Annotated in this window: 27 protein-coding genes; 12 read left to right on the forward strand and 15 right to left on the reverse strand. The window is 59.7% G+C overall.

Annotated features, from left to right (window positions below):
• A partial coding sequence (locus HBO10_RS31105; protein WP_222937088.1) for a hypothetical protein occupies positions 1-337 on the forward strand: 337 nt, incomplete at its 5' end.
• A gap of 30 nt (positions 338-367) precedes the next feature.
• Here HBO10_RS31105 and tyrS read toward each other — a convergent pair.
• Entirely contained in the window at positions 368-1,573 is a 1,206-nt protein-coding gene (gene tyrS / locus HBO10_RS05755; RefSeq protein ID WP_054896812.1) for a tyrosine--tRNA ligase, read from the reverse strand.
• Between the two features lie 209 nt (positions 1,574-1,782).
• Here tyrS and HBO10_RS05760 point away from each other — a divergent pair, with 209 nt between their 5' ends.
• Complete coding sequence (locus tag HBO10_RS05760; protein WP_034128803.1) at positions 1,783-3,195, forward strand: peptidoglycan DD-metalloendopeptidase family protein; 1,413 nt, start codon at positions 1,783-1,785, stop codon at positions 3,193-3,195.
• A 3-nt stretch (positions 3,196-3,198) separates the two neighbouring features.
• The gene (locus HBO10_RS05765) at positions 3,199-4,290 is read left to right on the forward strand and encodes an anhydro-N-acetylmuramic acid kinase (RefSeq protein WP_034128804.1); all 1,092 of its coding nucleotides are present in this window, start codon (positions 3,199-3,201) and stop codon (positions 4,288-4,290) included.
• 64 nt (positions 4,291-4,354) lie between these two features.
• Here HBO10_RS05765 and erpA read toward each other — a convergent pair whose 3' ends face one another.
• Complete coding sequence (gene erpA, locus HBO10_RS05770; protein WP_003176443.1) at positions 4,355-4,705, reverse strand: iron-sulfur cluster insertion protein ErpA; 351 nt, start codon at positions 4,703-4,705, stop codon at positions 4,355-4,357.
• Between the two features lie 165 nt (positions 4,706-4,870).
• The gene (gene argC / locus HBO10_RS05775) at positions 4,871-5,905 is read right to left on the reverse strand and encodes an N-acetyl-gamma-glutamyl-phosphate reductase (protein WP_034128805.1); all 1,035 of its coding nucleotides are present in this window, start codon (positions 5,903-5,905) and stop codon (positions 4,871-4,873) included.
• Positions 5,906-6,039: 134 nt separating this feature from the next.
• On the opposite strand from argC, the gene hemJ reads away from it, so the two are divergent.
• From hemJ to coq7, 6 genes are all read left to right on the forward strand, one after another.
• Positions 6,040-6,468, forward strand: a complete 429-nt coding sequence (hemJ, locus tag HBO10_RS05780; protein ID WP_003194674.1) for a protoporphyrinogen oxidase HemJ — start codon at positions 6,040-6,042, stop codon at positions 6,466-6,468.
• A gap of 24 nt (positions 6,469-6,492) precedes the next feature.
• Complete coding sequence (locus HBO10_RS05785) at positions 6,493-7,455, forward strand: nitronate monooxygenase family protein (RefSeq protein ID WP_169921953.1); 963 nt, start codon at positions 6,493-6,495, stop codon at positions 7,453-7,455.
• 68 nt (positions 7,456-7,523) lie between these two features.
• The gene (locus HBO10_RS05790) at positions 7,524-8,480 is read left to right on the forward strand and encodes a DUF805 domain-containing protein (protein WP_034128807.1); all 957 of its coding nucleotides are present in this window, start codon (positions 7,524-7,526) and stop codon (positions 8,478-8,480) included.
• Positions 8,481-8,541: 61 nt separating this feature from the next.
• On the forward strand, positions 8,542-9,330 hold the full coding sequence (locus HBO10_RS05795) for an SDR family oxidoreductase (RefSeq protein ID WP_003194680.1): 789 nt from the start codon (positions 8,542-8,544) through the stop codon (positions 9,328-9,330).
• Between the two features lie 45 nt (positions 9,331-9,375).
• On the forward strand, positions 9,376-9,714 hold the full coding sequence (locus HBO10_RS05800) for a histidine triad nucleotide-binding protein (protein ID WP_003194682.1): 339 nt from the start codon (positions 9,376-9,378) through the stop codon (positions 9,712-9,714).
• A gap of 85 nt (positions 9,715-9,799) precedes the next feature.
• Complete coding sequence (gene coq7, locus HBO10_RS05805; RefSeq protein ID WP_034128808.1) at positions 9,800-10,447, forward strand: 2-polyprenyl-3-methyl-6-methoxy-1,4-benzoquinone monooxygenase; 648 nt, start codon at positions 9,800-9,802, stop codon at positions 10,445-10,447.
• A 46-nt stretch (positions 10,448-10,493) separates the two neighbouring features.
• On the opposite strand, the gene HBO10_RS05810 is transcribed toward coq7, so the two are convergent.
• Positions 10,494-10,916: an OsmC family protein gene (locus HBO10_RS05810; protein ID WP_003194686.1), complete on the reverse strand. Its 423-nt coding sequence runs from the start codon at positions 10,914-10,916 to the stop codon at positions 10,494-10,496.
• A gap of 247 nt (positions 10,917-11,163) precedes the next feature.
• On the opposite strand from HBO10_RS05810, the gene crp reads away from it, so the two are divergent.
• The gene (crp, locus tag HBO10_RS05815) at positions 11,164-11,808 is read left to right on the forward strand and encodes a cAMP-activated global transcriptional regulator CRP (protein WP_034128809.1); all 645 of its coding nucleotides are present in this window, start codon (positions 11,164-11,166) and stop codon (positions 11,806-11,808) included.
• Here crp and HBO10_RS05820 read toward each other — a convergent pair.
• The 4 genes from HBO10_RS05820 to HBO10_RS05835 form a co-directional block, all read right to left on the reverse strand.
• Positions 11,805-12,500 carry a lipoate--protein ligase family protein gene (locus HBO10_RS05820; RefSeq protein WP_034128810.1) on the reverse strand — a complete coding sequence of 232 codons (696 nt, stop codon included), beginning with the start codon at positions 12,498-12,500 and terminating at the stop codon, positions 11,805-11,807. The genes crp and HBO10_RS05820 overlap by 4 nt on opposite strands.
• Positions 12,501-12,642: 142 nt before the next feature.
• Positions 12,643-13,479: an indole-3-glycerol phosphate synthase TrpC gene (gene trpC, locus HBO10_RS05825; protein WP_034128811.1), complete on the reverse strand. Its 837-nt coding sequence runs from the start codon at positions 13,477-13,479 to the stop codon at positions 12,643-12,645.
• Positions 13,476-14,525, reverse strand: a complete 1,050-nt coding sequence (gene trpD, locus HBO10_RS05830; protein WP_003194694.1) for an anthranilate phosphoribosyltransferase — start codon at positions 14,523-14,525, stop codon at positions 13,476-13,478. The genes trpC and trpD overlap by 4 nt, the downstream gene beginning before the upstream one ends.
• 9 nt (positions 14,526-14,534) lie before the next feature.
• A complete protein-coding gene (locus HBO10_RS05835; protein ID WP_034128812.1) occupies positions 14,535-15,128 on the reverse strand; it encodes an aminodeoxychorismate/anthranilate synthase component II in 594 nt (197 codons plus the stop codon).
• Positions 15,129-15,539: 411 nt separating this feature from the next.
• On the opposite strand from HBO10_RS05835, the gene estP reads away from it, so the two are divergent.
• Positions 15,540-17,462, forward strand: coding sequence for an esterase EstP (gene estP / locus HBO10_RS05840; RefSeq protein ID WP_034128813.1), 1,923 nt, complete (start codon positions 15,540-15,542; stop codon positions 17,460-17,462).
• A gap of 122 nt (positions 17,463-17,584) precedes the next feature.
• Here estP and trpE read toward each other — a convergent pair whose 3' ends face one another.
• The 4 genes from trpE to HBO10_RS05860 form a co-directional block, all read right to left on the reverse strand.
• Positions 17,585-19,066 carry an anthranilate synthase component I gene (gene trpE / locus HBO10_RS05845; protein WP_034128814.1) on the reverse strand — a complete coding sequence of 494 codons (1,482 nt, stop codon included), beginning with the start codon at positions 19,064-19,066 and terminating at the stop codon, positions 17,585-17,587.
• 69 nt (positions 19,067-19,135) lie between these two features.
• On the reverse strand, positions 19,136-19,954 hold the full coding sequence (locus HBO10_RS05850) for a phosphoglycolate phosphatase (RefSeq protein ID WP_034128815.1): 819 nt from the start codon (positions 19,952-19,954) through the stop codon (positions 19,136-19,138).
• Positions 19,951-20,625 carry a ribulose-phosphate 3-epimerase gene (gene rpe / locus HBO10_RS05855; protein WP_003194703.1) on the reverse strand — a complete coding sequence of 225 codons (675 nt, stop codon included), beginning with the start codon at positions 20,623-20,625 and terminating at the stop codon, positions 19,951-19,953. Before rpe ends, HBO10_RS05850 begins: the two co-directional genes overlap by 4 nt.
• A gap of 84 nt (positions 20,626-20,709) precedes the next feature.
• The gene (locus HBO10_RS05860; protein ID WP_003194705.1) at positions 20,710-21,858 is read right to left on the reverse strand and encodes an iron-containing alcohol dehydrogenase; all 1,149 of its coding nucleotides are present in this window, start codon (positions 21,856-21,858) and stop codon (positions 20,710-20,712) included.
• 213 nt (positions 21,859-22,071) lie between these two features.
• On the opposite strand from HBO10_RS05860, the gene HBO10_RS05865 reads away from it, so the two are divergent.
• Positions 22,072-23,046: an alpha/beta hydrolase family protein gene (locus tag HBO10_RS05865; RefSeq protein ID WP_034128816.1), complete on the forward strand. Its 975-nt coding sequence runs from the start codon at positions 22,072-22,074 to the stop codon at positions 23,044-23,046.
• A 75-nt stretch (positions 23,047-23,121) separates the two neighbouring features.
• Here the strand turns inward: HBO10_RS05865 and HBO10_RS05870 are convergent, their stop codons facing one another.
• From HBO10_RS05870 to HBO10_RS05880, 3 genes are read right to left on the reverse strand one after another with little or no spacing between them, the layout of a single operon-like run.
• Entirely contained in the window at positions 23,122-23,889 is a 768-nt protein-coding gene (locus HBO10_RS05870) for a TerB family tellurite resistance protein (protein WP_034128817.1), read from the reverse strand.
• Position 23,890: 1 nt separating this feature from the next.
• Positions 23,891-24,565 carry an N-acetylmuramate alpha-1-phosphate uridylyltransferase MurU gene (murU, locus tag HBO10_RS05875; RefSeq protein WP_034128818.1) on the reverse strand — a complete coding sequence of 225 codons (675 nt, stop codon included), beginning with the start codon at positions 24,563-24,565 and terminating at the stop codon, positions 23,891-23,893.
• Positions 24,562-25,587 (reverse strand): phosphotransferase, encoded by a 1,026-nt coding sequence (locus tag HBO10_RS05880; RefSeq protein ID WP_034128819.1) that lies wholly within the window; start codon positions 25,585-25,587, stop codon positions 24,562-24,564. The genes murU and HBO10_RS05880 overlap by 4 nt, the downstream gene beginning before the upstream one ends.
• Positions 25,588-25,702 lie beyond the last annotated feature (115 nt).

Raw genomic sequence — 25,702 nt, forward strand, 5'->3', positions numbered from 1 at the left:
GCACCCACACGAATTGCTTGATTCAGTTGTTAAAGAGCGATTGGTTAAGATCTTTCGTCTCAACCGAGGCGCGCATTCTACAGCAGCCTCATTTGCTGTCAAGTGGTTATTTTCAGAAGTTTTCGAAGATTTCTTCAACAACTTCAACCACTTGCGCTTGCGATCTCTCGTAAGCGGGAGGCGAATTCTACAGCGTTACACGCTGCTGTCAACACCTCTTTTTCACTTTCCTTCTGGCTTCGATGAACTGAAGCAACTTGCTGTCGAAAACTGCGTAACTCATTGTTTACCAAGGAGTTTTCCGTTTCGACTGCGCCGGAAGTGGGGCGAATTATAGACAGATATAATTCGCCGTCAACACCTATTTTCAGACTTGTTCGGATTTGAGCGTAATACGCGCAAATGCCTTCTTCCCCGCCTGGCAAACGTGAGTCGCGCCCAGCTCGTATATAAAGGTGCGATCAACCACCTCACCATCTATACGTACACCGCCCGAACCCAAGAGATCACGCGCGACCGCCGAATTCTTCACCAAGCCAGCCTTATTAAGCACAGCCGCAATCGGCATCGCCTCAGCAGCAGTCAATTCAATCTCCGGCAGATCGTCAGGCAGCTCGCCGTCTTTCATGCGATTACCTGCCGCGCGGTGAGCGCTGGCCGCAGCCTCCTCACCATGGAAACGCGCAACGATTTCTTCAGCCAGCTTAATCTTCACATCGCGAGGATTAGCGCCCGCCTCGACATCCGCACGCAGCGCATTGATCTCGTCCATCGAGCGGAAGCTCAACAGCTCGAAGTAGCGCCACATCAGCGCATCCGGAATAGACACCAACTTGCCGTACATCACACCTGGTGCTTCCTGGATACCGACATAGTTCCCCAGAGACTTGGACATCTTCTTGACGCCATCCAAGCCTTCCAACAGCGGCATGGTCAGAATGCACTGAGCCTCCTGACCATAGGCGCGTTGCAATTCACGCCCCATCAGCAGGTTGAACTTCTGATCGGTGCCACCCAACTCAACGTCCGCGCGCAGCGCCACCGAGTCGTACCCTTGAACCAGCGGGTAAAGGAACTCATGGATGGCGATTGGCTGATTGGTCGAGTAGCGCTTGTCGAAGTCATCGCGCTCGAGCATGCGTGCCACGGTGTACTGGGACGTCAGACGAATGAAATCTGCCGGCCCCATTTTGTCCATCCAAGTGGAGTTGAACGCCACCTCAGTCTTGGCTGGATCAAGGATCTTGAATACCTGGGTCTTGTAGGTCTCGGCATTATCGAGCACCTGCTCACGAGTCAGCGGCGGGCGCGTAGCGCTCTTGCCGCTGGGATCACCGATCATCCCAGTGAAGTCACCTATAAGGAAGATGACCTGATGGCCCAACTCCTGAAACTGACGCAGCTTATTAATAAGCACGGTATGACCCAGGTGCAGATCCGGCGCAGTCGGATCAAAGCCAGCCTTGATACGCAGGGGTTGGCCACGCTTGAGCTTTTCGATCAGCTCGGCCTCGACCAACAGTTCTTCCGCACCACGTTTTATCAGCGCTAGCTGCTCTTCAACCGACTTCATAACAGACCCGCAAGGCTCAGATTCAAAAGGGAACCAACCATACAAGATCAGGGACTAATTACAAGTTTTGCCCTGCGCACGGACACCGTTCAGCAAGCCCAGCGTTCGCGAGCTTGCGCCACAGATGATTTGGTTATATTTTATACAGTTATTTCATCTTCATCATGTCATTCATCTTTTCCATTTCATCTTCAAAGTCAAAATTACTTATGACCACTGAACCGTCTAAAGCGCCGCCGCTTTACCCGAAGACCCACCTGCTCGCCGCAAGTGGTATCGCCGCCCTTCTCAGCCTGGCACTGCTGGTATTCCCTTCCAGTGACGTTGAAGCCAAACGAACATCCCTGAGCCTCGATCTGGAAAGCCCAGTTGAACAACTGACACAAGATCAAGACGCTTCCGACGCTCAACAAGCCACAAATGCTCCGGCCGAATCACCTTTCGCACAGATCGAAAGCGCTCCAGAAGACACTCAACAAGCCACCCAGGAAGCACCTGCGGCAGTCGCAGCCAAGAATCCCCAGCACCGCGAAGTCATCGTGGGCAAAGGCGACACACTATCTACCCTGTTCGAAAAGGTTGGATTGCCTGCCGCCGCTGTAAATGAAGTGCTCGCCAGCGATAAGCAAGCCAAGCAATTCACTCAGCTCAAACGTGGCCAAAAGCTCGAGTTTGAGCTGACGCCAGACGGCCAGCTGAACAACCTGCACACCAGTATCAGCGACCTGGAAAGCATCAGCCTGAGCAAAGGCGCCAAAGGCTTCGCATTCAACCGAATCACCACCAAACCCGTCATGCGTTCCGCCTACGTACATGGCGTGATCAACAGCTCCCTGTCGCAATCGGCCGCGCGTGCGGGCCTGTCGCACAGCATGACCATGGACATGGCCAGCGTTTTTGGCTACGACATCGACTTCGCCCAGGACATCCGTCAAGGCGATGAGTTCGACGTGATCTACGAGCAGAAAGTAGCCAACGGAAAAGTCGTGGGCACTGGTAACATCCTGTCTGCACGCTTCACCAACCGTGGCAAAACCTACACCGCCGTGCGCTACACCAACAAACAAGGCAACAGCAGCTACTACACAGCTGATGGCAACAGCATGCGCAAGGCCTTCATCCGTACCCCCGTTGACTTTGCTCGTATTAGCTCGCGTTTCTCCATGGGCCGCAAGCATCCAATTCTGAACAAAATTCGCGCACACAAGGGCGTCGACTATGCCGCGCCGCGTGGCACGCCAATCAAAGCGGCGGGCGACGGCAAGGTCTTGTTGGCAGGGCGCCGGGGTGGTTACGGCAATACGGTGATCATCCAGCACGGCAACACTTACCGCACGCTGTACGGCCACATGCAAGGCTTCGCCAAGGGCGTCAAGACTGGCGGCAACGTGAAACAGGGGCAAGTGATCGGCTACATCGGCACTACCGGCCTCTCCACCGGCCCGCACTTGCACTACGAGTTCCAGGTCAACGGCGTACACGTCGACCCATTGGGCCAGAAGCTGCCGATGGCTGACCCGATTGCCAAGGCCGAACGCGCGCGCTTCATGCAGCAGAGCCAGCCGCTGATGGCACGCATGGATCAAGAGCGCTCCACCATGCTGGCTTCGGCGAAGCGTTAAGGTATGCCGCTCTATATCGGTGTGATGTCCGGGACCAGCCTCGACGGCCTGGATATCGCCCTTATCGAACAAGGCGCGGCGGTCAATCTGATCGCCACCCATTACATCCCGATGCCTGACGCCTTGCGCACAGAACTGCTGAGCCTATGCGCCAGTGGCCCGGACGAAATCGCCCGCTCGGCAATTGCACAGCAACAATGGGTAACGCTCGCTGCGCAAGGCATCCACGCCTTGCTGGATCAACAGAACCTCAAGCCTCAGGACATTCGGGCGATTGGTAGCCATGGCCAGACGATTCGCCATGAACCCGCCCGAGGCTTTACCGTTCAGATCGGCAACCCTGCCCTTCTCACCGAGCTGACAGACATCACCGTCGTCAGCGACTTCCGCAGCCGCGATGTCGCCGCCGGCGGCCAAGGCGCTCCTTTGGTTCCAGCCTTTCATGAAGCATTGTTCGGCGAACAGACGGGCAATCGCGCGGTATTGAATGTCGGCGGGTTCAGCAACCTCAGCCTGATCGAGACGGGCGAGCCTGTCGCCGGTTTCGACTGCGGCCCGGGGAACGTCCTCCTCGATGCCTGGATTAACCTGCAGCGCGGCGAACACTTTGATCGGAACGGGCAATGGGCGGCCAGCGGCAAGGTCCAACCCCAACTGCTCAATACGTTGCTCAGCGATCCGTTCTTCATGACCAAAGGCCCGAAAAGCACGGGCCGCGAAGTGTTCAACCTGGCCTGGCTGCAGCAGCACCTTGGCCGTTTGCCCGCCTTTGAACCCCAAGACGTACAGGCCACCCTGCTGGAGCTGACGGCCCTGACCATCGTCGAGTCCCTGCAAAGCGCCCAGACTGACACAACAACCTTGCTGATCTGCGGGGGCGGCGCCCATAACGGGGCACTGATGAGCCGGCTGACAACGTTGCTGCCTTCCACTCATGTCAGCACTACAGCGGCCTACGGCGTAGATCCTGACTGGGTAGAAGCAATGGCCTTCGCCTGGCTGGCACATTGCTGCCTGGAAGGCATCGCCGCCAATCGCCCCAGCGTCACTGGCGCACGTGGGCTTCGAGTGCTTGGCGCCATCTACCCCGCCTGACCCCAGACAGCAAAACGCCGCTTGGCCCGTAAAAGCCAAGCGGCGTTTTTGTATCTGCTACCGATCAGATCGAGAACGAAGACCCGCAACCACATGTCGTGGTGGCATTAGGGTTCTTGATCACGAAACGCGAGCCTTCCAGACCTTCCTGATAATCCACCTCGGCACCTGCCAGGTATTGGAAGCTCATCGGATCCACGACCAGGCTCACACCCTCGCGCTCAACGATAGTGTCGTCATCGGCCACATCTTCATCGAAGGTAAAACCGTACTGAAACCCTGAACAACCGCCGCCCGTAACGAATACGCGCAGCTTCAAGCGATCATTACCCTCTTCATCGACCAGGCTCTTCACCTTGTGCGCAGCACCGTGGGTGAATTGCAAAGCCGTGGGGGTGAAGGATTCAACGCTCATGCTGATAATCTCCCGGCGTAGCGCCGCCATATGCGTAATGGCCGGTATTATCCGCTTCTCCTAGAAAAGCGGTCAACTATTGTTACGGTATATCAATCCGCCCAGCGACCATTAAAAATGCAAAAGGCCCGATCAACGGGCCTTTTGCGCAACGGTGAGCCCGCGTTAAGGCAACATCCCCGCGTGGGACAGGCCCAACTTCTCGTCCAGGCCGAACAGGATGTTCATGTTCTGCACCGCCTGGCCCGAAGCGCCCTTGACCAGGTTGTCGATCACCGACAACACCACCACCAGGTCGCCATCCTGCGGACGATGCACCGCAATACGGCACACATTGGCACCACGCACGCTGCGCGTTTCCGGATGGCTACCGGCCGGCATCACATCGACGAACGGCTCATTGGCATAACGCTTTTCAAACAGCGACTGCAGGTCTACCGAGCGATCGGTGACGGTCGCATACAGCGTGGAGTGAATCCCGCGGATCATCGGTGTCAGGTGCGGCACGAAGGTCAGCCCCACATCCTGGCCGGCAGCGCGACGCAAACCCTGGCGGATTTCCGGCAAGTGCCTATGACCTTTTACCGCATAGGCTTTCATGCTTTCCGACGTTTCGGAGTAAAGCGAACCTACCGCCGCACCACGGCCCGCACCACTGACGCCCGACTTGCAGTCCGCGATCAGGCGCGACGCATCCGCCAAGCCAGCCTCTAGCAATGGCAGAAAGCCCAATTGCGTCGCCGTCGGATAGCAACCCGGCACTGCAATCAGGCGCGCTTGCTTGATCTGCTCACGATTGACTTCCGGCAGGCCGTAAACCGCCTCTTCCAACAGCTGCGGCGCACCATGGGGCTGGCCGTACCATTTGGCCCACTCATCGGCGTCTTGCAGGCGGAAGTCTGCCGACAAGTCGATAACCTTGGTACCGGCCGCCAGCAGCTCACCGGCCAGAGCATGGGCGACACCGTGAGGCGTGGCGAAGAACACCACGTCGCAGGCACCCAGGGTCTTGGTGTCCGGCACACTGAACGCCAGACCGTCATAGTGGCCTCGCAGGTTCGGGTACATATCGGCCACGGCCAGCCCGGCTTCGGATCGGGAAGTGATGACCACCACCTCAGCTTGCGGATGCTGAGCCAACAGACGCAGCAATTCGACACCGGTGTAACCCGTGCCGCCGACGATACCGACCTTGACCATAAACCTGCCCTCAACGAACCCACTGGAAAGCCGTCGATAATAGGGGCCGTATCGTCCTGCGACAACCGTCAACGTGACGTACGGGCGCATGAGCCACTACTATCTTCGCTACCGTGAACCTGGGAATAACTAAAATGCTCTATCTATGGGTCAAAGCCTTCCATATCGTCAGCATCGTTTGCTGGTTTGCCGGGCTGTTCTACCTGCCGCGCCTGTTCGTCTACCACGCCCAAAGCGAAGACACCGTCAGCAAGGAACGCTTCAGCATCATGGAGCGCAAGTTGTACCGGGGCATCATGGGCCCGGCGATGGTTGCCACACTGGTCTTCGGCATCTGGATGCTGGCCCTCAACCCCGGCATTTTCCAGTCGGGCGCCTGGATCCACGCCAAGCTGACCCTGGTCGTCCTGCTGATTGGCTACCATCACATGTGCGGCGCACAGGTAAAGCGCTTCGCCCGTGGCGAAAACACCCGCAGCCATGTCTTTTATCGCTGGTTCAATGAAGTCCCGGTTCTGATATTGCTGGCTATCGTAATTTTGGTCGTGGTCAAACCGTTCTAACGTCAATTACTCGGGGAACCTCCAATGTCGCTGCCCGCTCTGCTGGAACAACGTCTGCGCCTGCCCGTGGTGGCCGCGCCGATGTTTCTGATCTCTAATCCGCAACTGGTCCTGGCCTGCTGTCGCAACGGGGTAGTTGGGAGTTTCCCGGCGCTCAACCAACGCGAAAGCAGTGGCTTCAAGGCCTGGCTGGAAGAAATCGAAGCGGGTCTGGCTCAGTTGGACAACCCTGCGCCCTATGCCGTGAACCTGATCGTGCACAACAGCAACCCGCGCCTGGAGGCAGACCTGGCGATCTGCGTCGAGCACAAGGTGCCCATCGTCATCACCAGTCTCGGTGCGGTAAAGGAGTTGGTGGACGCGGTTCATAGCTACGGCGGCCTGGTATTTCATGACGTCACTACCCGAGGCCATGCCGAGAAAGCCGCCGAGGCGGGTGTTGATGGCCTCATTGCCGTCGCCGCTGGTGCGGGTGGCCACGCAGGTACCTGGAGCCCCTTTTCGCTGATTGCCGAAATTCGCCAGTTCTTCGACAAAACCCTGCTGCTGGCGGGCTGCCTTAACCATGGGCACGAAATTCTTGCCGCCCAGATGCTGGGGGCAGACCTGGCATATTTCGGTACGCGCTTTATCGGCACCACCGAAAGTCAGGCACCGGATGCCTATAAGGAGATGCTGCTCACATCCCGCGCTGCCGACATCGTGCACACTCCTGCAGTCTCCGGCGTACCTGCAAGCTTTATGCGCCAGAGCCTGGAAAATGCCGGTTTTGACCTTGCTGCGCTTCAAGGCAAGGGTGAAGTCAATTTCGGTTCCAAGCTCAAGCCATTGAGCGATGAGGCCAAAGCGTGGAAAACTGTATGGTCTGCTGGCCAAGGCGTCGGTGAGATCAATGATGTACCCACTGTGAATGAGCTCATAGCGCGCCTGGATGCCGAATACCGCAAAGCACGCGAGCACGCCGCGCAACTGCGCTGGCCACGCTGACCCACTGCCGGGCCTGCCAACTGGACAGGCCTGCATACTCTCCCTGATTAAGTGACAAGGATGCCCGCATGAGCGACAGCCGTTTCAAGATTGTGTTTGACGGAGCCTTGCGCCCAGGTGTCGAAAGCACCACCGCCAAGCTGAACCTCGCCGAGTTATTCAAAAGCGATGTTGAAGCAATCGAAAAACTCTTCACCGGCCGCCCCGTCGCGCTCAAGCGCGACCTGTCCCAGCCCGACGCGCAAACTTACCTGACGGCACTGCACAATGCCGGGATCGACGCTCGCATCGAGGCCGAACAACCCGTGGCGTTCAACCTTGCAGAAACCCACGAGACGGACTCGTCAACCTCTGACCGCGCCGCTGCGTCACCTTATGCACCGCCACGCGCCGCAGTTGGCGACGACCTGCCGGAGTTCGCCACCCTAAAGGTATTCACCATCCACGGGCGCATCGGGCGCCTGCGCTACCTGGCTTGGACGCTGGCACTGACCGTCGCGATGCTGGTGGCAGCGGGCATCATCAGTACGGTGGGCTTCGCGGTGGCGACAGCCTCGCCAACCATCGCCGTCATTATTGGCTCGCTGCTGGGTTTCGCGCTGTTTGTGGCATTGGTAGTGGTGAGCGTGCAAATCGGCGTGCAGCGCCTGCATGACCTGGGCTGGTCTGGCTGGCTGTACCTGCTCAACCTGGTTCCGCTGGTAAACAGCGTATTCCCACTGCTATTGCTGGTATTGCCAGGCAATACGGGCGCCAACCAGTACGGCGCGCCACCACCACGCAACTCCACTGCGGTGAAAATCCTGGCCTCGCTGTGGCTGGCGTTCATTCCCTTGATGCTCATCATCGTCGTCACCCTGGGCATGAATGGCTACCTGGACCAGCTTGAAGCCAACATGGACAGCAGCTACGAAAGCAGCTCCATTACCTCCGATGCAGACGCCGATCAAAGCGCTATCGTTGACGAAGCCGAAGCGCAAAGTGCTGACGATGCAGCCGAACCTGTAGACTCTCCAGAACAGTGAAGAAACGCCCGCCGCCTGTGACGCACTGTCATAGGCCGGTGGCGTTGCGATGGAGAAAGGCATGACCCGTTACGCTCTGATCACCGGCGCCTCCAGTGGCATCGGCCTGGCATTGGCCGAAGCCTTGGCACGGCGCGGCCGTAGCTTGATTCTGGTGGCCCGCCAGCGTGATCAGTTGGAAAGCATTGCATTGGAGTTGACTCAACGCTTCGGCGTCGAGGTGCTGTTTCGTGCCTGTGATTTGGGCGAGCCGCTGCGCTTGTCCGGCTTTTTGCTGGAGCTCGAAGAGGGTGAGCGACAGATCGACCTGCTGGTCAACTGCGCCGGCATCGGCACCAGCGGGCCGTTCCTGGCCCAGGACTGGATGACCGAGCAGGACCTCATCGAAGTCAACATCCTGGCCTTGACCCGCATGTGCCACGCACTGGGCAATGCCATGGCCCTGCATGGCGGCGGGCAAATCCTCAATGTGGCTTCGGTCGCTGCCTTCCAGCCTGGGCCGTGGATGAGCAGCTACTACGCCAGCAAAGCCTACGTATTGCACTTCTCCGAAGGGTTGCGCGAAGAATTGAAGACCTGCGGCATCAAGGTTTCAGTGCTGTGCCCCGGCCCCACGCGCACCGCATTCTTCGGCACCGCGCAGATGGATACGGCGAAACTCGACCGCAGCCAGCAGCTGATGAGCCCGGAAGAAGTCGCGCTGTACACCGTGCGGGCGCTGGAAAAGAACAAGGCCATCATCATTCCCGGGCGCCGCAATCGTTGGCTGACGTTCAGCCCACGCCTGAGCCCCCGCTGGCTCACCCGCAAAATTGCCGGCGCCATCAACAAAGCCTATTGCCCACGCTGATGGCCTACGTACACTCACCTCACTTTTCACGATGGAGATACAGCTGTGGATACTCTGTTCACCAAGATCATCAACAGGGAAATACCGGCGAAGATCATCTATGAAGATGACCAAGTCCTGGCTTTCCACGATATCGCCCCGCAGGCGCCAGTGCATTTCCTGGTTATCCCGAAAAAGCCCATTCGTACCCTCAACGACCTGACCGAGGACGACAAGGCGCTGGCCGGCCATATCCTGTTCACCGCCCAACGCCTGGCCGTGGAACAAGGCTGCGAAAAAGGCTTTCGTGTGGTGATGAATTGCAATGAAGACGGCGGGCAAACCGTTTACCACATCCATATGCACGTGCTGGGTCAGCGCCAGATGAACTGGCCACCGGGCTGAGTGCACAAGGGCAAATTGACTCAGCACAAACGCTGGACGCTCTCTTGCGGTAAACTGGCCGCCGAGATTCTTCCCGGAGGTCAGCATGACTACCCAACGTCACTACTCGCCGATTGACCGTCTGTTGCTGCAAGCCGACATGGCCATGCGCACCCTGCTGCCGTTCAGCGGCCAGCCCTACCGTCCCTCGCCCGCCATCGTGCAGCCGGATGTACAGCTGAGCGACACCGATACCCGTCACGTCGCTGGCCTGATGCGCATTAACCATACCGGTGAAGTCTGTGCCCAGGCGTTGTACCAGGGCCAGGCGCTGACCGCCAAGTTGCCACAGGTACGCACGGCGATGGAGCATGCGGCCGAGGAAGAAATCGACCATCTGGCCTGGTGCGAACAACGCATCCGCCAGCTGGGCAGCCATCCCAGCGTGCTCAACCCACTTTTTTATGGCTTGTCGTTTGGTATCGGCGCGGCTGCCGGGCTGATCAGCGACAAAGTCAGCCTGGGGTTTGTGGCCGCGACAGAACATCAGGTGTGCAAGCACCTGGACGAACACCTGGAGCAACTGCCGGCCGAAGACGAAAAGTCACGGGCCATTCTTGAGCAGATGCGCATCGATGAAGAACATCACGCAGAGAGCGCGCTGGACGCGGGCGGCTTCCGCTTTCCAGCCCCGGTACGGTTCGGCATGAGCCTGCTGGCCAAGGTCATGACCAAAAGCACCTATCGAATCTGAACCGAAAAAAGGGCGCTCGAAGCGCCCTTTCTTTTGCCTGCTGTAATCAACCCAGCTCGATGATTTCGTAGTCGTGGGTAATGACCACGCCCGCGGCCCCCAGCATGATCGATGCTGAGCAGTACTTCTCGGCCGACAGCTCGATGGCACGCTTGACCTGGGCTTCTTTCAGCGCCCGGCCCTTGACCACGAAATGCATATGAATCTTGGTGAAAACCTTGGGGTCTTCAGTGGCGCGCTCGGCCTCCAGGAAGGCTTCGCAGCTTTCCACGGCTTGCCGGGACTTCTTCAAGATGCTGACCACGTCGAAATTGCTGCAACCGCCCACACCCAGCAGCAACATTTCCATGGGGCGTACACCCAGATTCCGACCGCCGGCTTCCGGCGGGCCATCCATGACCACCACATGGCCGCTGCCCGACTCACCGAGGAACATGGCTTCGCCCGCCCATTGGATGCGTGCCTTCATCGCCCAGACTCCACTGCTAAAAAAGGGTCGCCAGCTTAGCACAGGGCCTTGAAACAGCAGCGCCCTGCATAAAATCGATAAATGACAGCGTTTGCCCGCTAAATTGGCTAATCGCGACAGAAGGTGTCTGGTAAGCTGGCGCCAAATGAATGGCGCATTGCCATGTCTTGTACGGCGTGCATCAATGAGATGCCGCTGGATAAAAACAACGCCAACGACACCGCGCAGTCTTTTTCGGGATACAACCATGGTTGCTCTTACTCCCACATCCAAGATCAAGAACCTCGACAAGCTGCTGCAGCACTGCCAGCGCCGGCGTCATCCGGCCAAGCACAACATCATCTGCGCCGGCGAGCGTTCAGAAACCCTGTTCTTCATCATCAAAGGCTCGGTCACCATCCTGATCGAGGATGAGGATGGCCGTGAGATGATCATTGCCTACCTCAACGCCGGAGACTTCTTCGGTGAGTTGGGTTTGTTTGAACAAGCAGGCAAAGAGCAGGAACGTAGTGCTTGGGTACGGGCCAAAGTTGAGTGCGAAGTGGCCGAAATCAGCTATGCGAAATTTCGCGAATTGGCCCAGCATGATCCGGACATCTTGTACGCCCTGAGCGGTCAGATCGCCCAGCGCCTGCGCGACACCACGCGTAAGGTCGGCGACCTGGCGTTCTTTGATGTCACTGGCCGCGTCGCTCGCTGCCTGCTGGAATTATGCAAACAACCCGATGCCATGACCCATCCCGACGGCATGCAGATCAAAGTCACGCGCCAGGAGATCGGACGTATTGTCGGGTGTTCGCGGGAAATGGTCGGCCGAGTGCTCAAGGATTTGGAAGAACGCAACCTGGTGCACGTCAAAGGCAAGACGATGGTGGTGTTCGGTACTCGCTAGAGCGGCAGGAAGCCAGCCAGCATCTGCCGGTACAACGTGTCGAGCCGACGGATCGCGTCCGGCGCGGGAAACGCTTCGTGCAGTGCGATATGGCTATCGGCGCGAACCCGCTGCTCCAAGCCGCAGGCTTGATTGAAGCGGTTGACCGCCGCAATCAATTCCTCACGATCATTCTCCAGCAACATCGCCCCATGCACCAACCCGACCGGGCGGCCACCGCTTTGCCGCCAACGCTGGGCAGTGCCCACCATTTTGCGGCCATTGAGGTTGACGTTGTAACGACCGTCGCAAAACGCACCGTCAATTTCGCCGACGGACGCATCGCCACCCAACTCGATCAACAGATCACAGATCGGTTGGCACAAGCGCTGATAGCCGGTTTCGATGCGCCCCTGGTCGCCTTCGCTACGGGGCGGGGCATAGACCAGGGCGATGTTGACCGTGGCGCCGGACTGCGGCACCGGCTCACCGCCGGTTTCACGCAGCAATACCGGCCAACCCGCATCGGCCGAAACCTGGCTCGCCGCCGCGAATGCCGGCAGCCGGCTCAAACGGCGCGGCATGACCAGCGCTTGGTCACTGGGCTGCCAGAACAGCAATCCGAATACCTGCTCACCCGCGCAAACCGCTGCCAATAGGTCTTGCTCGGCGGCAAGGCCAGCTTCGACAGTCATGATCACGGGCTGGAGCATCGAACACCTACCTACCTGAATAAACACAAAACCAATGTGGGTGCTGGCTTGCCTGCGATAGCGGTGTGTCAGCTACACAGAGGTTGGCTGACCCGCCGCTATCCAGGCAAGCCAGCGCCTACAGTTCCGAGCGTATTTCAAATCAGTCTAGTGTCGAACCGCTGATCGTCGTACCGCGCTCCGGGAAGAACAAACGCTGCAGTTCCGCCCCCGGGTTCTCGGCGCGCATAAAGGTCTCGCCCACCAGGAACGAGTACACACCACTGATTTCCATCAATTCCACATCGGCGCGATTGACGATGCCACTCTCGGTAATCACCAAGCGATCGCGCGGAATACGCGGCAGCAGGTCGAGGGTAGTTTCCAGGCTGACGTCGAAGGTATGCAGGTTACGGTTGTTGACGCCTACCAGCGGAGTATCGAGGGTCTTCAATGCGCGCTCCAGCTCGTCGCCGTCATGCACTTCGACCAGCACGTCCAGGCCGACGCTTTTGGCCACGGCCGCCAGCTCGGCCATCTTCACGTCATCCAATGCCGAGACAATCAGCAACACGCAGTCGGCACCCAAGGCACGAGCTTCGACGATTTGGTACGGGTCGACCATGAAATCCTTGCGGATCACCGGCAGCTTGCACGCAGCGCGCGCCTGTTGCAGGAACGGGTCGGAACCCTGGAAGTAGTCAATATCCGTCAGCACAGACAAGCAGGTTGCCCCACCCTTCTCGTAACTGACGGCGATCTCAGCGGGTACGAAGTGTTCGCGAATCACGCCTTTGCTCGGCGAGGCTTTCTTGACCTCGGCGATCACGGCCGGCTGCTTCAGCTTGGCCTGAGCGATCAAGGCATTGGCAAAGCCGCGTGGTGCCTCGGCGCTCTTCGCCTGCGCTTCCAACTCGGCCAGGCTCACGCGGGCGCGGCGCTCGGCCACTTCTTCAGCCTTGCGGGCCAGGATCTTTTCCAGAACAGTTGGCACACTCATCCTTCATTCTCCATCTTGAATACGGCGGTGAATGCTCCAAGCTCTTCGAGCTTCTCACGAGCCAGGCCGGTGTGCAGCGCATCGTGGGCCAAGGCGACACCTTCCTTGAGACTATAGGCATGGTCGGCGGCGTAAAGGGCTGCGCCAGCATTGAGCACAATCATTTCCGCAGCTTTCTGACCGTTTTCGGTCTTGCGACGCCCCAAGGCGTCACGAATCAGCTCCAGTGAAGCTGCCGGACTTTCCACCGCCAGACCGTGCAAGCTCTGGCTTTTCATACCCAGGTCTTCGGGCTCGACCCAATACTCGGTGACCTCGTCGTTCTTGAGCTCCGCCACAAAGGTCGGCGCCGCCAGGCTGAATTCGTCGAGGCCATCCTTGGAATGCACCACCAGCACATGCTTGCTGCCCAGGCGTTGCAAGACTTCGGCCAGCGGCCGGCACAGCGCCTGGCTGAACACGCCTACCACCTGGTGCTTCACACCGGCCGGATTCGTAAGCGGGCCGAGCATGTTGAACAGGGTACGCAAGCCAAGGTCCTTACGCGGGCCGGCAGCGTGTTTCATTGCGCCATGATGGGACTGGGCAAACATGAAGCCGATACCAACGCTGTCAATGCAGCGCGCTACTTGCACCGGCGTGAGGTTCAGGTAAATACCGGCCGCTTCCAGCAAGTCGGCACTGCCGCTCTTGCCAGACACTGCACGGTTACCGTGCTTGGCGACGGTGCAACCAGCGGCGGCCACCACAAAAGATGAGGCGGTCGACACGTTGAAAATATTCGCACCGTCACCGCCGGTGCCCACCACATCGACGACGCCGTCGAGAGTCTTGAGCTCGACCTTGTCCGCCAGCTCACGCATCACCGACACCGCACCGACTATTTCGTCGATGCTTTCGCTCTTCATGCGCATCGCCATCATAAAGGCGCCGATCTGGGCATCGGTGCATTGGCCGGTCATGATCTCGCGCATCACATCGCTCATTTCCGCGGTGCTAAGGTCCAGATGGCCGACGATACGGCTCAGGGCAGTCTTGATATCCATGAAAAGTCCTTAGCGCGTGCCGCCGCTCTGCTTGAGAAAGTTGGCGAACAGCTCGTAGCCCTGCTCGGTCAGGATTGATTCAGGGTGAAATTGCACCCCTTCGATGTTCAGCGTCTTGTGACGCAAGCCCATGATCTCGTCGACCGAGCCGTCTTCCAATTGGGTCCAGGCGGTCAGTTCCAGGCATTCGGGCAAGGTTTCACGCTTGACCACAAGTGAGTGGTAACGGGTCACGGTCACCGGCAGGTTCAGGCCCTGGAACACACCCAGGTCACGATGGAACACCGGGCTGGTCTTGCCGTGCATGACCTCCCGCGCGCGCACCACATCACCACCAAACGCCTGGCCGATGGACTGGTGGCCCAGGCAGACGCCCAGGATCGGCAGCTTGCCGGCGAAATACTGGATAGCTTCCAGAGAGATGCCCGCTTCGGTCGGCGTGCACGGGCCAGGTGAGACGACGATGCGCTCGGGGTTCAACGCGGCGATTTCGGCAACAGTGAGTTCATCGTTGCGCACCACGTTGACCTCGGCACCCAGCTCGCCCAGGTACTGCACAACGTTGTAGGTAAAGGAGTCGTAGTTATCAATCATCAGCAACATGTGGGTTCAAACCTCTTGAATTCACTGATTTCAAATGACCGCCTTCCAAGCGTGTGACCCGCTGCCAGACGCACGTTCCGGTTGCCAGGGTGAGTTGGCAAGGGGCGTCAGGCAACGGGTGAAGAAGGCAAATCGGTACAGGTCCGGCCAGGCCGGCAGAGAAAAATGTCAGGCGCGCCAACGCCAACGGGCGTGTGCCTTGACTACTCGCATCAAGAGTTTGCTGATGATCAACACGGGGAGGGTCTCATTCATACGTTCAGGCACAGTAACGTAGGCTCGCCAGCGGTGCAATATGGAGCCGCAAATACGGGGGCCAACGTAGGCAGATTCCACATATCCCTACAGAAAATGCTAGAAATTTTGCTAGTGTTTCACTTCCTACATAAAAACAACCGAATGGAATCTTGCATGCTCAGACCAGCGTTTTTCGCTCCCCTTGCCGGCTGCCTCCTGTCATTGGCCTGCGCCCAGGCGTTCGCAGCCCCGTCACCTTATTCAACCATGGTGGTTTTCGGCGATAGCCTGGCTGATGCAGGCCAGTTTCCCGACGGTTCGGCCGGTGCCACGTTGCGCTTTACCAACCGAACCGGGGCGAACTTTCAGGGTGAATACGGCCTGGTCTCTTCAACCCTATTGGGTGCCAAATTGGGGGTAGCCCCCAACGACCTGAATGCCTCCACCTCACCCGTTCGCGCAGCCCAAGGTTTGCCAGACGGGAACAACTGGGCAGTGGGTGGTTACCGTACCGACAATATCCTCGACTCTATTACCTCAGTCTCCGATGCTGCGATTCCCCCCGGCAATGCCGGCGGTGGCACCGTGTTGCGCAGCCGGCAGGGCTATTTGCCGGCCAATGGTGGGAGAGCTGACCCGAACGCGCTCTACTTCCTTTCCGGTGGCGGCAACGACTTCCTCCAAGGCCGGGTACTCAGCCCCGCTCAAGCGGTCGCCGCAGGTGGGCGTCTGGCGGACAGCGCCCAGGCTCTGCAACAGGCCGGCGCACGCTACATCATGGTCTGGATGCTACCCGACCTGGGGCTGACGCCGGCCATCAACGGCACCCCACAGCAAGCAGCGACCTCGGCCCTGAGCAATATTTTCAACCAGTCCCTGGTACAGCGCCTGTCACAAGTGGATGCGCAGGTTATCCCGCTGAACATCCCGCTGTTGTTGAACGAGGCTTTCGCCGATCCGGCCCGCTTCGGCCTCGCCACCGGCCAGAACCTGACCGGCACCTGCTTCAGCGGCAACAGTTGCACCGCCAACCCAACCTACGGCATCGGCGGTACCAATCCGGACCCGACCAAGCTGATCTACAACGACTCGGTCCACCCTACTGTGGCCGGGCAACGCTTGATTGCCGACTACGCCTATTCGCTACTCGCCGCGCCGTGGGAACTGACCTTGCTGCCGGAAATGGCCCAAGGCACATTGCGCGCCCACCAGGACGAGCTGCGTAACCAATGGCAAGCAGACAACGGCAGTTGGCAAGCCGTCGGCCAATGGCGCGCCATAGTGGCCGGCGGCGGCCAACGCCTGGATTTCGATGATCAGAGCAGCTCGGCCAGTGGCGACGGCAGCGGCTACAACCTGAATATCGGTGGCAGCTACCGGCTCGATGAAAACTGGCGCGTGGGCGTTGCCGCTGGCCTGTATCGGCAGACCCTCGAAGCCGGTGCCAATGATTCGGACTACAAGCTCAACAGCTATATGGGCACGGCTTTCGCTCAGTATCAGCAAAATCACTGGTGGGCCGATGCCGCATTGACCGGCGGCAAGCTGGACTTCGACAGCCTCAAGCGCAAGTTCGCCCTGGGTGTCAGTGAAGGCTCGGAGAAAGGTGATACCGATGGCTGGCTCTGGGCACTGAGCGGCCGCGTGGGGTATGACATCGCCACACCGGGCAGCGACTGGCACCTGTCGCCGTTCATCAGCGCCGATTACGCGCGGGTTGAAGTCAATGGTTACTCGGAGAAAAACAGCCGCTCCACCGCCCTGACCTTTGATGATCAACAACGCGACTCCAAGCGCCTGGGCGTCGGCCTGCAAGGCAGCTACCGCATCGCGCCGCAAACCCAGGTTTTTGGCGAAGTTGCACACGAGCATGAGTTTGAAAATGACACCCAGAAGGTGAACATTTCGCTCAACAGCGTCCAGGGAATCGACTTCAAGCTGGACGGCTATACGCCTCGCAGTAACTCTGACCGCTTGAGCCTGGGTGTCAGCCACAAGCTGACTCAGGACCTGGCACTGCGCGCGGCGTATAACCTGAGGAAGGATGACAATTTGACCCAGCAAGGCATCAATGTCGGGGTCAGTCTGGATTTCTAAATACTGCGCAAAACAAATGTGGGAGCTGGCTTGCCTGCGATGGCGGTGGATCAGTCACTGAATATCTCAAGTGACACACCGCCATCGCGGGCAAGCCCGCTCCCACATTTTTTATTCCAGCTTCAGTCTTGTGGAGTTTGCTCTGCCAATGCCACGGCACGGAACATCGCACGACGCTTGTTCAGGGTTTCTTCCCATTCAAGGGCCGGCACCGAGTCCGCCACAATCCCGCCGCCAGCCTGCACATGCAGTTCGCCATCCTTGATCACGGCCGTGCGGATCGCAATGGCGGTGTCCATATTGCCGTTCCAGGCAAAATACCCGACGGCGCCGCCGTAGACACCACGCTTGACCGGCTCCAGTTCGTCGATGATTTCCATCGCACGGATCTTCGGCGCCCCCGACAATGTGCCCGCCGGCAAAATCGCCCGCAGTGCGTCCATCGCCGTCAGCCCGGCCTTCAGCTCGCCGGTGACGTTGGACACGATATGCATCACATTGGAATACCGCTCAATGACCATCTTCTCGGTCAGTTTCACCGAGCCGATTTCCGAGACACGCCCGGTGTCGTTGCGCCCCAGGTCGATCAGCATCAGGTGTTCGGCGATTTCCTTGTCGTCGCTGAGCAGGTCTTCTTCCAGCGCCACGTCGGCTTCTTCGGTCGCGCCACGGGGGCGCGTGCCGGCAATCGGGCGCACGGTGATCAGGTTGTCTTCAACCCGCACCAGCACTTCCGGCGAACTGCCCACGACGTGGAAGTCGCCAAAATTGAAGAAGTACATATACGGCGTCGGGTTGAAGCAACGCAGTGCGCGGTACAGGTCAATCGGCGCCGCCTTGAAGTCGATGGACATGCGTTGCGATGGCACCACTTGCATGCAGTCACCGGCGAGGATGTATTCCTTGATGGTATCGACGGCACGCTCGTAGTCATCCTGGGTAAAGCTTGAGCGGAACACCGGGTCGGCCGCGGGTGGGCGGCTGAGGTCCAGGCCGCGACGCGGGGTGATCGGCTGGCGGAGTTTCTCAAGCAGCGCTTCCAGGTTGGCCTGGCCTTGCTCGAAGGCATCAGCCTGGGCAGGGTCGGCAAGGACAATCGCATGCATCTTGCCGGCGAGGTTGTCGAACACCACCACCGCGTCGGACACCATCAGCAAAATGTCCGGCACGCCCAGCGGGTCCGGGTTCGGGCATTTGCCCAAGCGCTTCTCCACATAGCGCACGCAGTCATAGCCGAAGTACCCCACCAGGCCGCCATTGAAGCGCGGCAGGCCAGCGATGGTCGGCACGTTGTAGCGCGCCTTGAAGGTTTCGACAAAAGCCAGCGGATCTTCTACGTCATGGCTTTCGATCTCCACGCCATCATGGGTGATGCTCACATGATGGTCGTGTACCCGCAGCACCGTGCGGCATGGCAAGCCAATGATCGAGTAACGCCCCCACTTCTCACCGCCCTGTACCGACTCGAGCAGGTAGGAGTTGGGCTCGTCGGCCAGCTTCAAGTAGATCGACAGCGGCGTATCGAAGTCGGCCAGGGTTTCGCAAGCCATGGGGATACGGTTATAGCCGGCAGCGGCCAAACGCAGGAATTCTTCGCGGGTCATGAGGTGCCTCGTGGTGTGAGGGTCAAACAGTCAGGTAGGCAAACGTGCCGCAAACGCGGCCAGGATCAGTCAGGCGCGCCAACGCCAGCGGGCCAGGGCCTTGATGACTTTCATCCAGAGTTTGCGAGTGACCACCACGATGGAATTTCCAGAAGGGGACGAATCAATGTCGGGCAACGTTATCTCAGCGCCAGCGCCCAGGCAACCGGGGATTAGCAGTCGCAGGTCATCAATGACCAACGCTGGCGACTCCTCCGCAATCGGCCGGCCATGGTTGTAACCATAACTCAAGGCCACACACTGCACGCCCGCCGCCTTGGCCGCCAGCACATCACTGCGTGAATCGCCGACAAACAGCGACTGAGATGCCGGAATATTGGCCATTTTCATTACGAAAAACAGCGCCGCAGGGTCGGGTTTTTTCTGCGGCAAGGTATCGCCGCCGATGATCCAGCGGAAGTAGCGACCGATTTTCATCTGGTCCAACAACGGCGCAACGAAGCGCTCCGGCTTGTTGGTGATCAGGGCCATTTCCACGCCCTGCTTGCTCAACCACTTGAGGGTGTCGCGCACACCGGGGTAAACCACGGTCAGTTCGTGGCTGCTTTCATAAGCGGCATTGAACAGTTCCAAGGCATGCTCTGCCTCTACCTCATCCACACCCGTGGCATCGATGTCGTTGGCCAGGGCCCGGCGCACCAACATCGGCGCGCCATTGCCGACCCATTCGCGCACCGACTCGACCCCTGCCGGCTTGCGCCCCAGCTTGAGCAGCATCTGGTCCACCGCGGCCGCCAGGTCAGGCACCGAGTCGATCAAGGTACCGTCCAGATCGAACATCACCAGCCGTGGCAATTTGCCGGGGAACAACTGCTCAAAACCGCTCATGGACGCGCCAGCGCCAGTTCGGCACGCATCTTGTCGATGACAGCCTGGTAGTCCGGGGCGTTGAAGATCGCCGAGCCAGCCACGAAGGTATCGGCACCCGCTGCGGCGATCTCACGAATATTGTTGACGTTGACCCCGCCGTCGATCTCCAGGCGAATGTCACGCCCCGACGCATCGATCAGCGCACGGGCCTCACGCAGCTTGTTCAAGGTGCCAGGGATGAACTTCTGCCCGCCGAAGCCTGGGTTGACGCTCATCAGCAAGACCATGTCGACCTTGTCCATCACGTACTCAAGCACGCTCAACGGAGTAGCCGGGTTGAATACCAAACCCGCCTTGCAGCCGCCTTCGCGGATCAGTTGCAAAGTGCGGTCAACGTGCAACGTAGCTTCTGGGTGGAAGGTGATGTAAGTCGCACCCGCCTCGATGAAGTCACCGACGATACGGTCCACCGGGCTGACCATCAGGTGCGCATCAATCGGCGCAGTGATGCCGTACTTGCGCAACGCGGCGCACACCATCGGGCCGATGGTCAGGTTGGGTACGTAGTGGTTGTCCATGACATCGAAGTGCACGAAGTCGGCACCGGCGGCCAACACCTTGTCCACTTCCTCACCCAGGCGGGCGAAGTCGGCAGAGAGAATCGATGGAGCAATGACGAAGGGCTGCATGACGCACCTTTTTTGAGCTAAATCACGATGGCGCGCATTGTATACCTCATGCTTTGCTGCGCGCACCGTGACCTATCTCAACGGTTAGTAAGCTGCCCGGTAGATTTTTTCGATATCGGCGGCGCTGAGCTTGCGCGGGTTGTTGCGCATCAAGCGCTCAATGCCTGCGGCTTCGCTGGCCATGGCCGGGATGGCGTCCTCGGGCACGCCGAAACTGCGCAGGCCCGACGGGATTTCCACTGCTGCACACAGCCGCGTCATCGCCGCTACAGCCTGGTCGGCAGCGTCATTCACACTCAGCCCGGCGATATTGACGCCCATGGCCTGGGCGATGTCCTGCATGCGCTCGACGCAGGCCAATTTGTTCCAGTGCATCACATACGGCAACAACAGCGCGTTGCTTACGCCATGGGCAATGTTGAAGCGCCCACCCAACGGGTACGCCAGCGCATGCACGGCACCGACGCCAGCGTTGCCAAAGGCCATGCCGGCCATCAGGCTGGCGGTGGCCATGTCGTCACGGGCTTGCAGGTTGGCCGGGTTGGCGTAAGCCTTGGGTAACGCGCTGGCAATCAATTTGATCGCACCGATGGCCAGGGCGTCGGTAATCGGCGAGGCATTCAGCGACAGGTAGGACTCGATGGCGTGCACCAAGGCGTCCACGCCACTGGCGGCCGTGACACCGCGTGGGCAGGTCAAGGTCATTTGCGGGCTGATCAGCGCAACGTCCGGCAGCAAGTAATCGCTGACGATGCCTTTTTTCAGCTGCGCCGCCTTGTCGGACAGTATCGCTACATTGGTCACCTCCGAGCCGGTGCCGGCGGTGGTGGGGATGGCGATCAACGGCGGGCCTTTGCGCGGCACCTGATCGACGCCAAACAAGTCCGCCAGCGCGCCGTGATAACCGGCATAGGCCGCCACGCTCTTGGCGATGTCAATGGCACTGCCGCCGCCCACACCGATCAGGCCGTCATGCCCGCCTTCGCGGTACGCACGCATGCAGTCTTCGACGATGGCAATTTCCGGATCGGGCAGCACACGGTCGAAGATTTCGTAGGCTCGATCACCCAGATGCTCCAGGGCCAGCGCCACGGTGCCGGACTGGACCAGCGCGGCGTCGGTGACGATCAACGGATTATCCACATCCAGGCGAGTGAGTTCGGCAGCCAGTTGTTCGATGGCACCTGCGCCGGTCAGCAGTTTGTGGGCGATCTTGAATGAGGAAGTACTCATGTGCGCGGCCTCTTATGAATGATGGGCTGGCACAAGAATAGCCGCACCTGGCGTGTTGTCTGCCATTCACTGGTTGAATGGTCGCACCGCGCCCATCAAGGCAGCCAACAAACCGCCGATAATCTGTTGGTAATGAGAACCGCGCCTCATACCCCTGACAAATACCGAGCAACCCATTAGGCTGCTGGAATCACTTCTGGCCGGGAATCAACGATGCTTTTTCTTCACCGTTCGGCACTGCCAGCACTGTGCCTGTCACTCCTGTTTACCAGTGTCTTGCCTGTTCAGGCCGAGGAGGCGCCCTCGCCTGCCGTCGAAAAACCGGCTGAACGCCAGCCACTGTCCGAGCGTAGCCAACAAGAAGCCAGTGCGCTCGAACGGCAGGTGCCGCTGCAAGAGCAACAGCAATTGCAGGCGGGTAGCGAGTCGTTCCTGGCGCTGTGGAAACCCGCCAACAGCGCCGAAGCCGAGGGTGTGGTGATCCTCATACCAGGTGCTGGGGAGAACGCGGACTGGCCGCAAGCAATCGCGCCTCTGCGGCGTAAGTTGCCGGACGCCGCCTGGGGCACCCTCAGCCTGTCATTGCCTGACGTCAGTGTGGACACCCTGCCGCCACGGCTCATCGAACCGCCGACAGCGGCGGTCGATACCAGCAGCAAGGAAGGCAGCACCGCAGCCAAGCCGGTCGAACAAGCCGCCAGTGCCGAGGCCGAGGGCACTGACCCGGCGGTGGTGCCGGGGGCGGATGAACAGGACAAGACCGACGCCAAGCGCATCTTCGACCGCATCGACGCCGCCGTCGCCTTCGCCCAGACACAAAGCGCCCGCAGCGTGGTGTTGCTCGGCCATGGCACCGGCGCCTGGTGGGCGGCCCGCTACCTGAGTGAGAAACAACCCTCCCAAGTGCAGAGGTTGGTGATGGTGGCCGGCAAGACGCCTGCAGCTCGCCAACCGGACCTGCAACAACTGGCGCCGGCCTTGAAGGTACCCACGGCGGACGTGTTCTATCAAGAAGGCGCCCTGGAACGCAAAAACGCCCAGGAACGACTCCAGGCGGCCAAGCGCTCGAAGAATGACACCTATAAACAGGTATCGCTCACCGCGCTGCCCGGCAATAGCGCGGCAGAGCAGGAGCAGCTGTACCGCAGGGTTCGCGGCTGGTTGAGCCCACAGGGCGGCGCCGACTGACACTCCACTAACGGGGCGACATCGCTCCTACAATCAGGGCTTGCCACTGCCACATAGAGTTGAGTGGCGATAGCCTCAGCGAAAATCGCGCCGCTCACGAATCAACGCATAGGCGTTATGCAATTCACGGGTTCGTTCAGTCGCCTCCCGTACTTGCGCGGGGCTGGCACCCGTGCCGGCGATCTTGTCCGGATGGTGACGGCTGAGCAGGCGGCGGTAGGCGCGCTTGATCACCGAAGGCTCAGTGGTTGCCGTCACCCCTAGGATACGCAACGCCTCCTGATAGGCCCCCCCACGATTGGCCACTGGCTTGCGCTCCGGCGCGTAGTCGGTCGCCAATGCCTGAAGCTGCTGTGGCGTCCAGCCCAACCACTTGCCCCACTGGTCGATCAGGTCGCGCTCGGCAGCATCCGCTCGACCGTCCGCCCACGCCATGCGCCAACAGGCGCGCAGTACGCCTTCCGCCGCATGGGGCTGCGTCTTGAGCACCCGCAGGTAACGGCGAACCCGGTCGCTGCCGGACTTGCCACGGTTGAAGGCGCTGATCGCGCGGCGCTGGGCCGGCTCACTCATGTCCAGTGCGCGCATCTCCTGGCGCGCTTGCTGGATATGTCCGTCGACAACCCGGCCATTACTCTTGGCCAGGCGTCCCAGCAGCACAAACAACAGTTCGTCGTTGCGCAAGGCCGGGCGCCCACCCAGGCGTTCACGTAACTGCGCCCAGCTGCGCAATTGCAAGCGACGATCCAAGGCCTGCCCCAGCAATGCCCCCAACAAAGCCCCCGGAATACTGGCAATGGCAAAGCCAGCCCCGGCGCCGATCAGCGTCCCTGGCCACAACATCCTACTGCCCCGCTGTCAGCAAGGTTTCGACCTGCGCCAGTCGCTCCAGCGTCCCCACATCCACCCAGCGTCCCGCCATGTGCTCCCCCGTTACCAAACCTTTGGCCATGGCCTCGCGCAAAAGCGGGGCCAGCTTGAAGGCACCGGCGCTGCAACCCGCGAACAACTTGGGGTCGAGCACTGAAATGCCACTGAAGGTCAGGTTATCGGCACCGGGCGCGGCATCATGAAGCACACCGTGATCCAGGTAGAAATCCCCGCCCGACGGGTGGTGCGCAGGGTTGTCGACCATCACCAAGTGCGCCAGGCCCCGGATCGGCTGCTTGAGCTGGGTGAAATCGTAGTCAGTCCAGATATCGCCATTGACCACCAGAAACGGTTCGTCGCCCAGCAGCGGCAATGCCTGGAATATGCCGCCCCCCGTTTCCAGCGGTTCACCCTCCGGGGAGTAGCGGATGCGCAGACCGAACTGGGCACCGTCGCCCAGGTAGCTTTCGATCTGCTCGCCGAGCCAGGCGTGGTTGATCACGATCTCGGTAAAACCGGCCTTCGCCAAGGCTTCAAGGTGATACTCGATCAGCCGCTTGCCGCCGGCTTGCACCAGCGGCTTGGGCGTATGCAGGGTGAGCGGGCGCATGCGCTCGCCCTTGCCTGCCGCAAGGATCATCGCCTTCATACGCTGGCCTCGGCAGGTTCGCGCAGGCTGGCGAGCAATTCGCCCAGGTCACTCAACTCAGGTCTGTCGGCCAGCACCGCTTCTATATAAGCGAAGAAACGCGGCACGTCGGCCAGGTAGCGTGGCTTGCCGTCACGGTGGCAGATACGCGAAAAAATGCCGATAACCTTGAGGTGACGCTGCACGCCCATCAGGTCGCTGGCACGCAGGAACTCTTCAAAGTCGTCCTGTACGGGAATTCCCAGCTGCCCGGCGCGCTGCCAATAGCCGCGCTGCCATTCACGAACGCGGGCCTGGGGCCAACTGAGGAAGGCGTCCTTGAACAGGCAGGTAATGTCATAGGTCACCGGGCCGTAGACCGCGTCCTGAAAATCCAGCACGCCTGGGCTTGGCTCACTGACCATTAGGTTGCGCGGCATGTAGTCGCGGTGCACCAGCACCTTGGGCTGGGCCAGCGCGCTGTCGATCAACTGCTGGCTGGCACGTTGCCAGAGGGCTTGTTGCTCAGGGTCGAGGTCGATGCCCAAGTGACGGCGCACGTACCATTCCGGGAACAGTTCCAGCTCGCGACGCAATAAGGCCACGTCATAGCTGGGCAACGGCGCATCCATCGGCAATTGCTGGAAAGCCAGCAGCGCTTCGATGGCATCGGCAAATAATTGATCAGCATTTTCACCGTCAATCACGTCTAGATAGGTTTTTCTGCCCAGGTCATTGAGCAAAAGAAAGCCACGGGGCAAATCTTCTGCATAAATTTTTGGCACATTTATTCCCGATTTCGCGAGCAAATGCGCAATATCGACGAAAGGTTTGCAGTTTTCCTGGGGGGGTGGCGCGTCCATGACGACGAACGTATGGGCACCGCCCTCCCATCGGAAATAACGCCTGAAACTCGCGTCGCTGCTGGCCGCGGTCAATGTGGCCGGGGGCACGGGGCCCCAGTCCTGAGCGTTGAAGAGGATCGGCAACTGCTCATCCAGCCAGACTTCCAGCTGTTGTAAACGTAGATCTTGCTCGGGCATTACAAGGGTCTCCGACGGCGCTAGCCGTCAAGCGGGGCATGCTTTATTATCACGCATCTTTTTCAGACCATCGAGAGGCGTGCGGCCCAAACCGCGGGCAGATGGCACGCAGGAA

Source organism: Pseudomonas sp. WS 5503, from assembly GCF_012985385.1.
In the GTDB taxonomy this organism is placed as follows: Bacteria; Pseudomonadota; Gammaproteobacteria; order Pseudomonadales; family Pseudomonadaceae; genus Aquipseudomonas; species Aquipseudomonas paracarnis.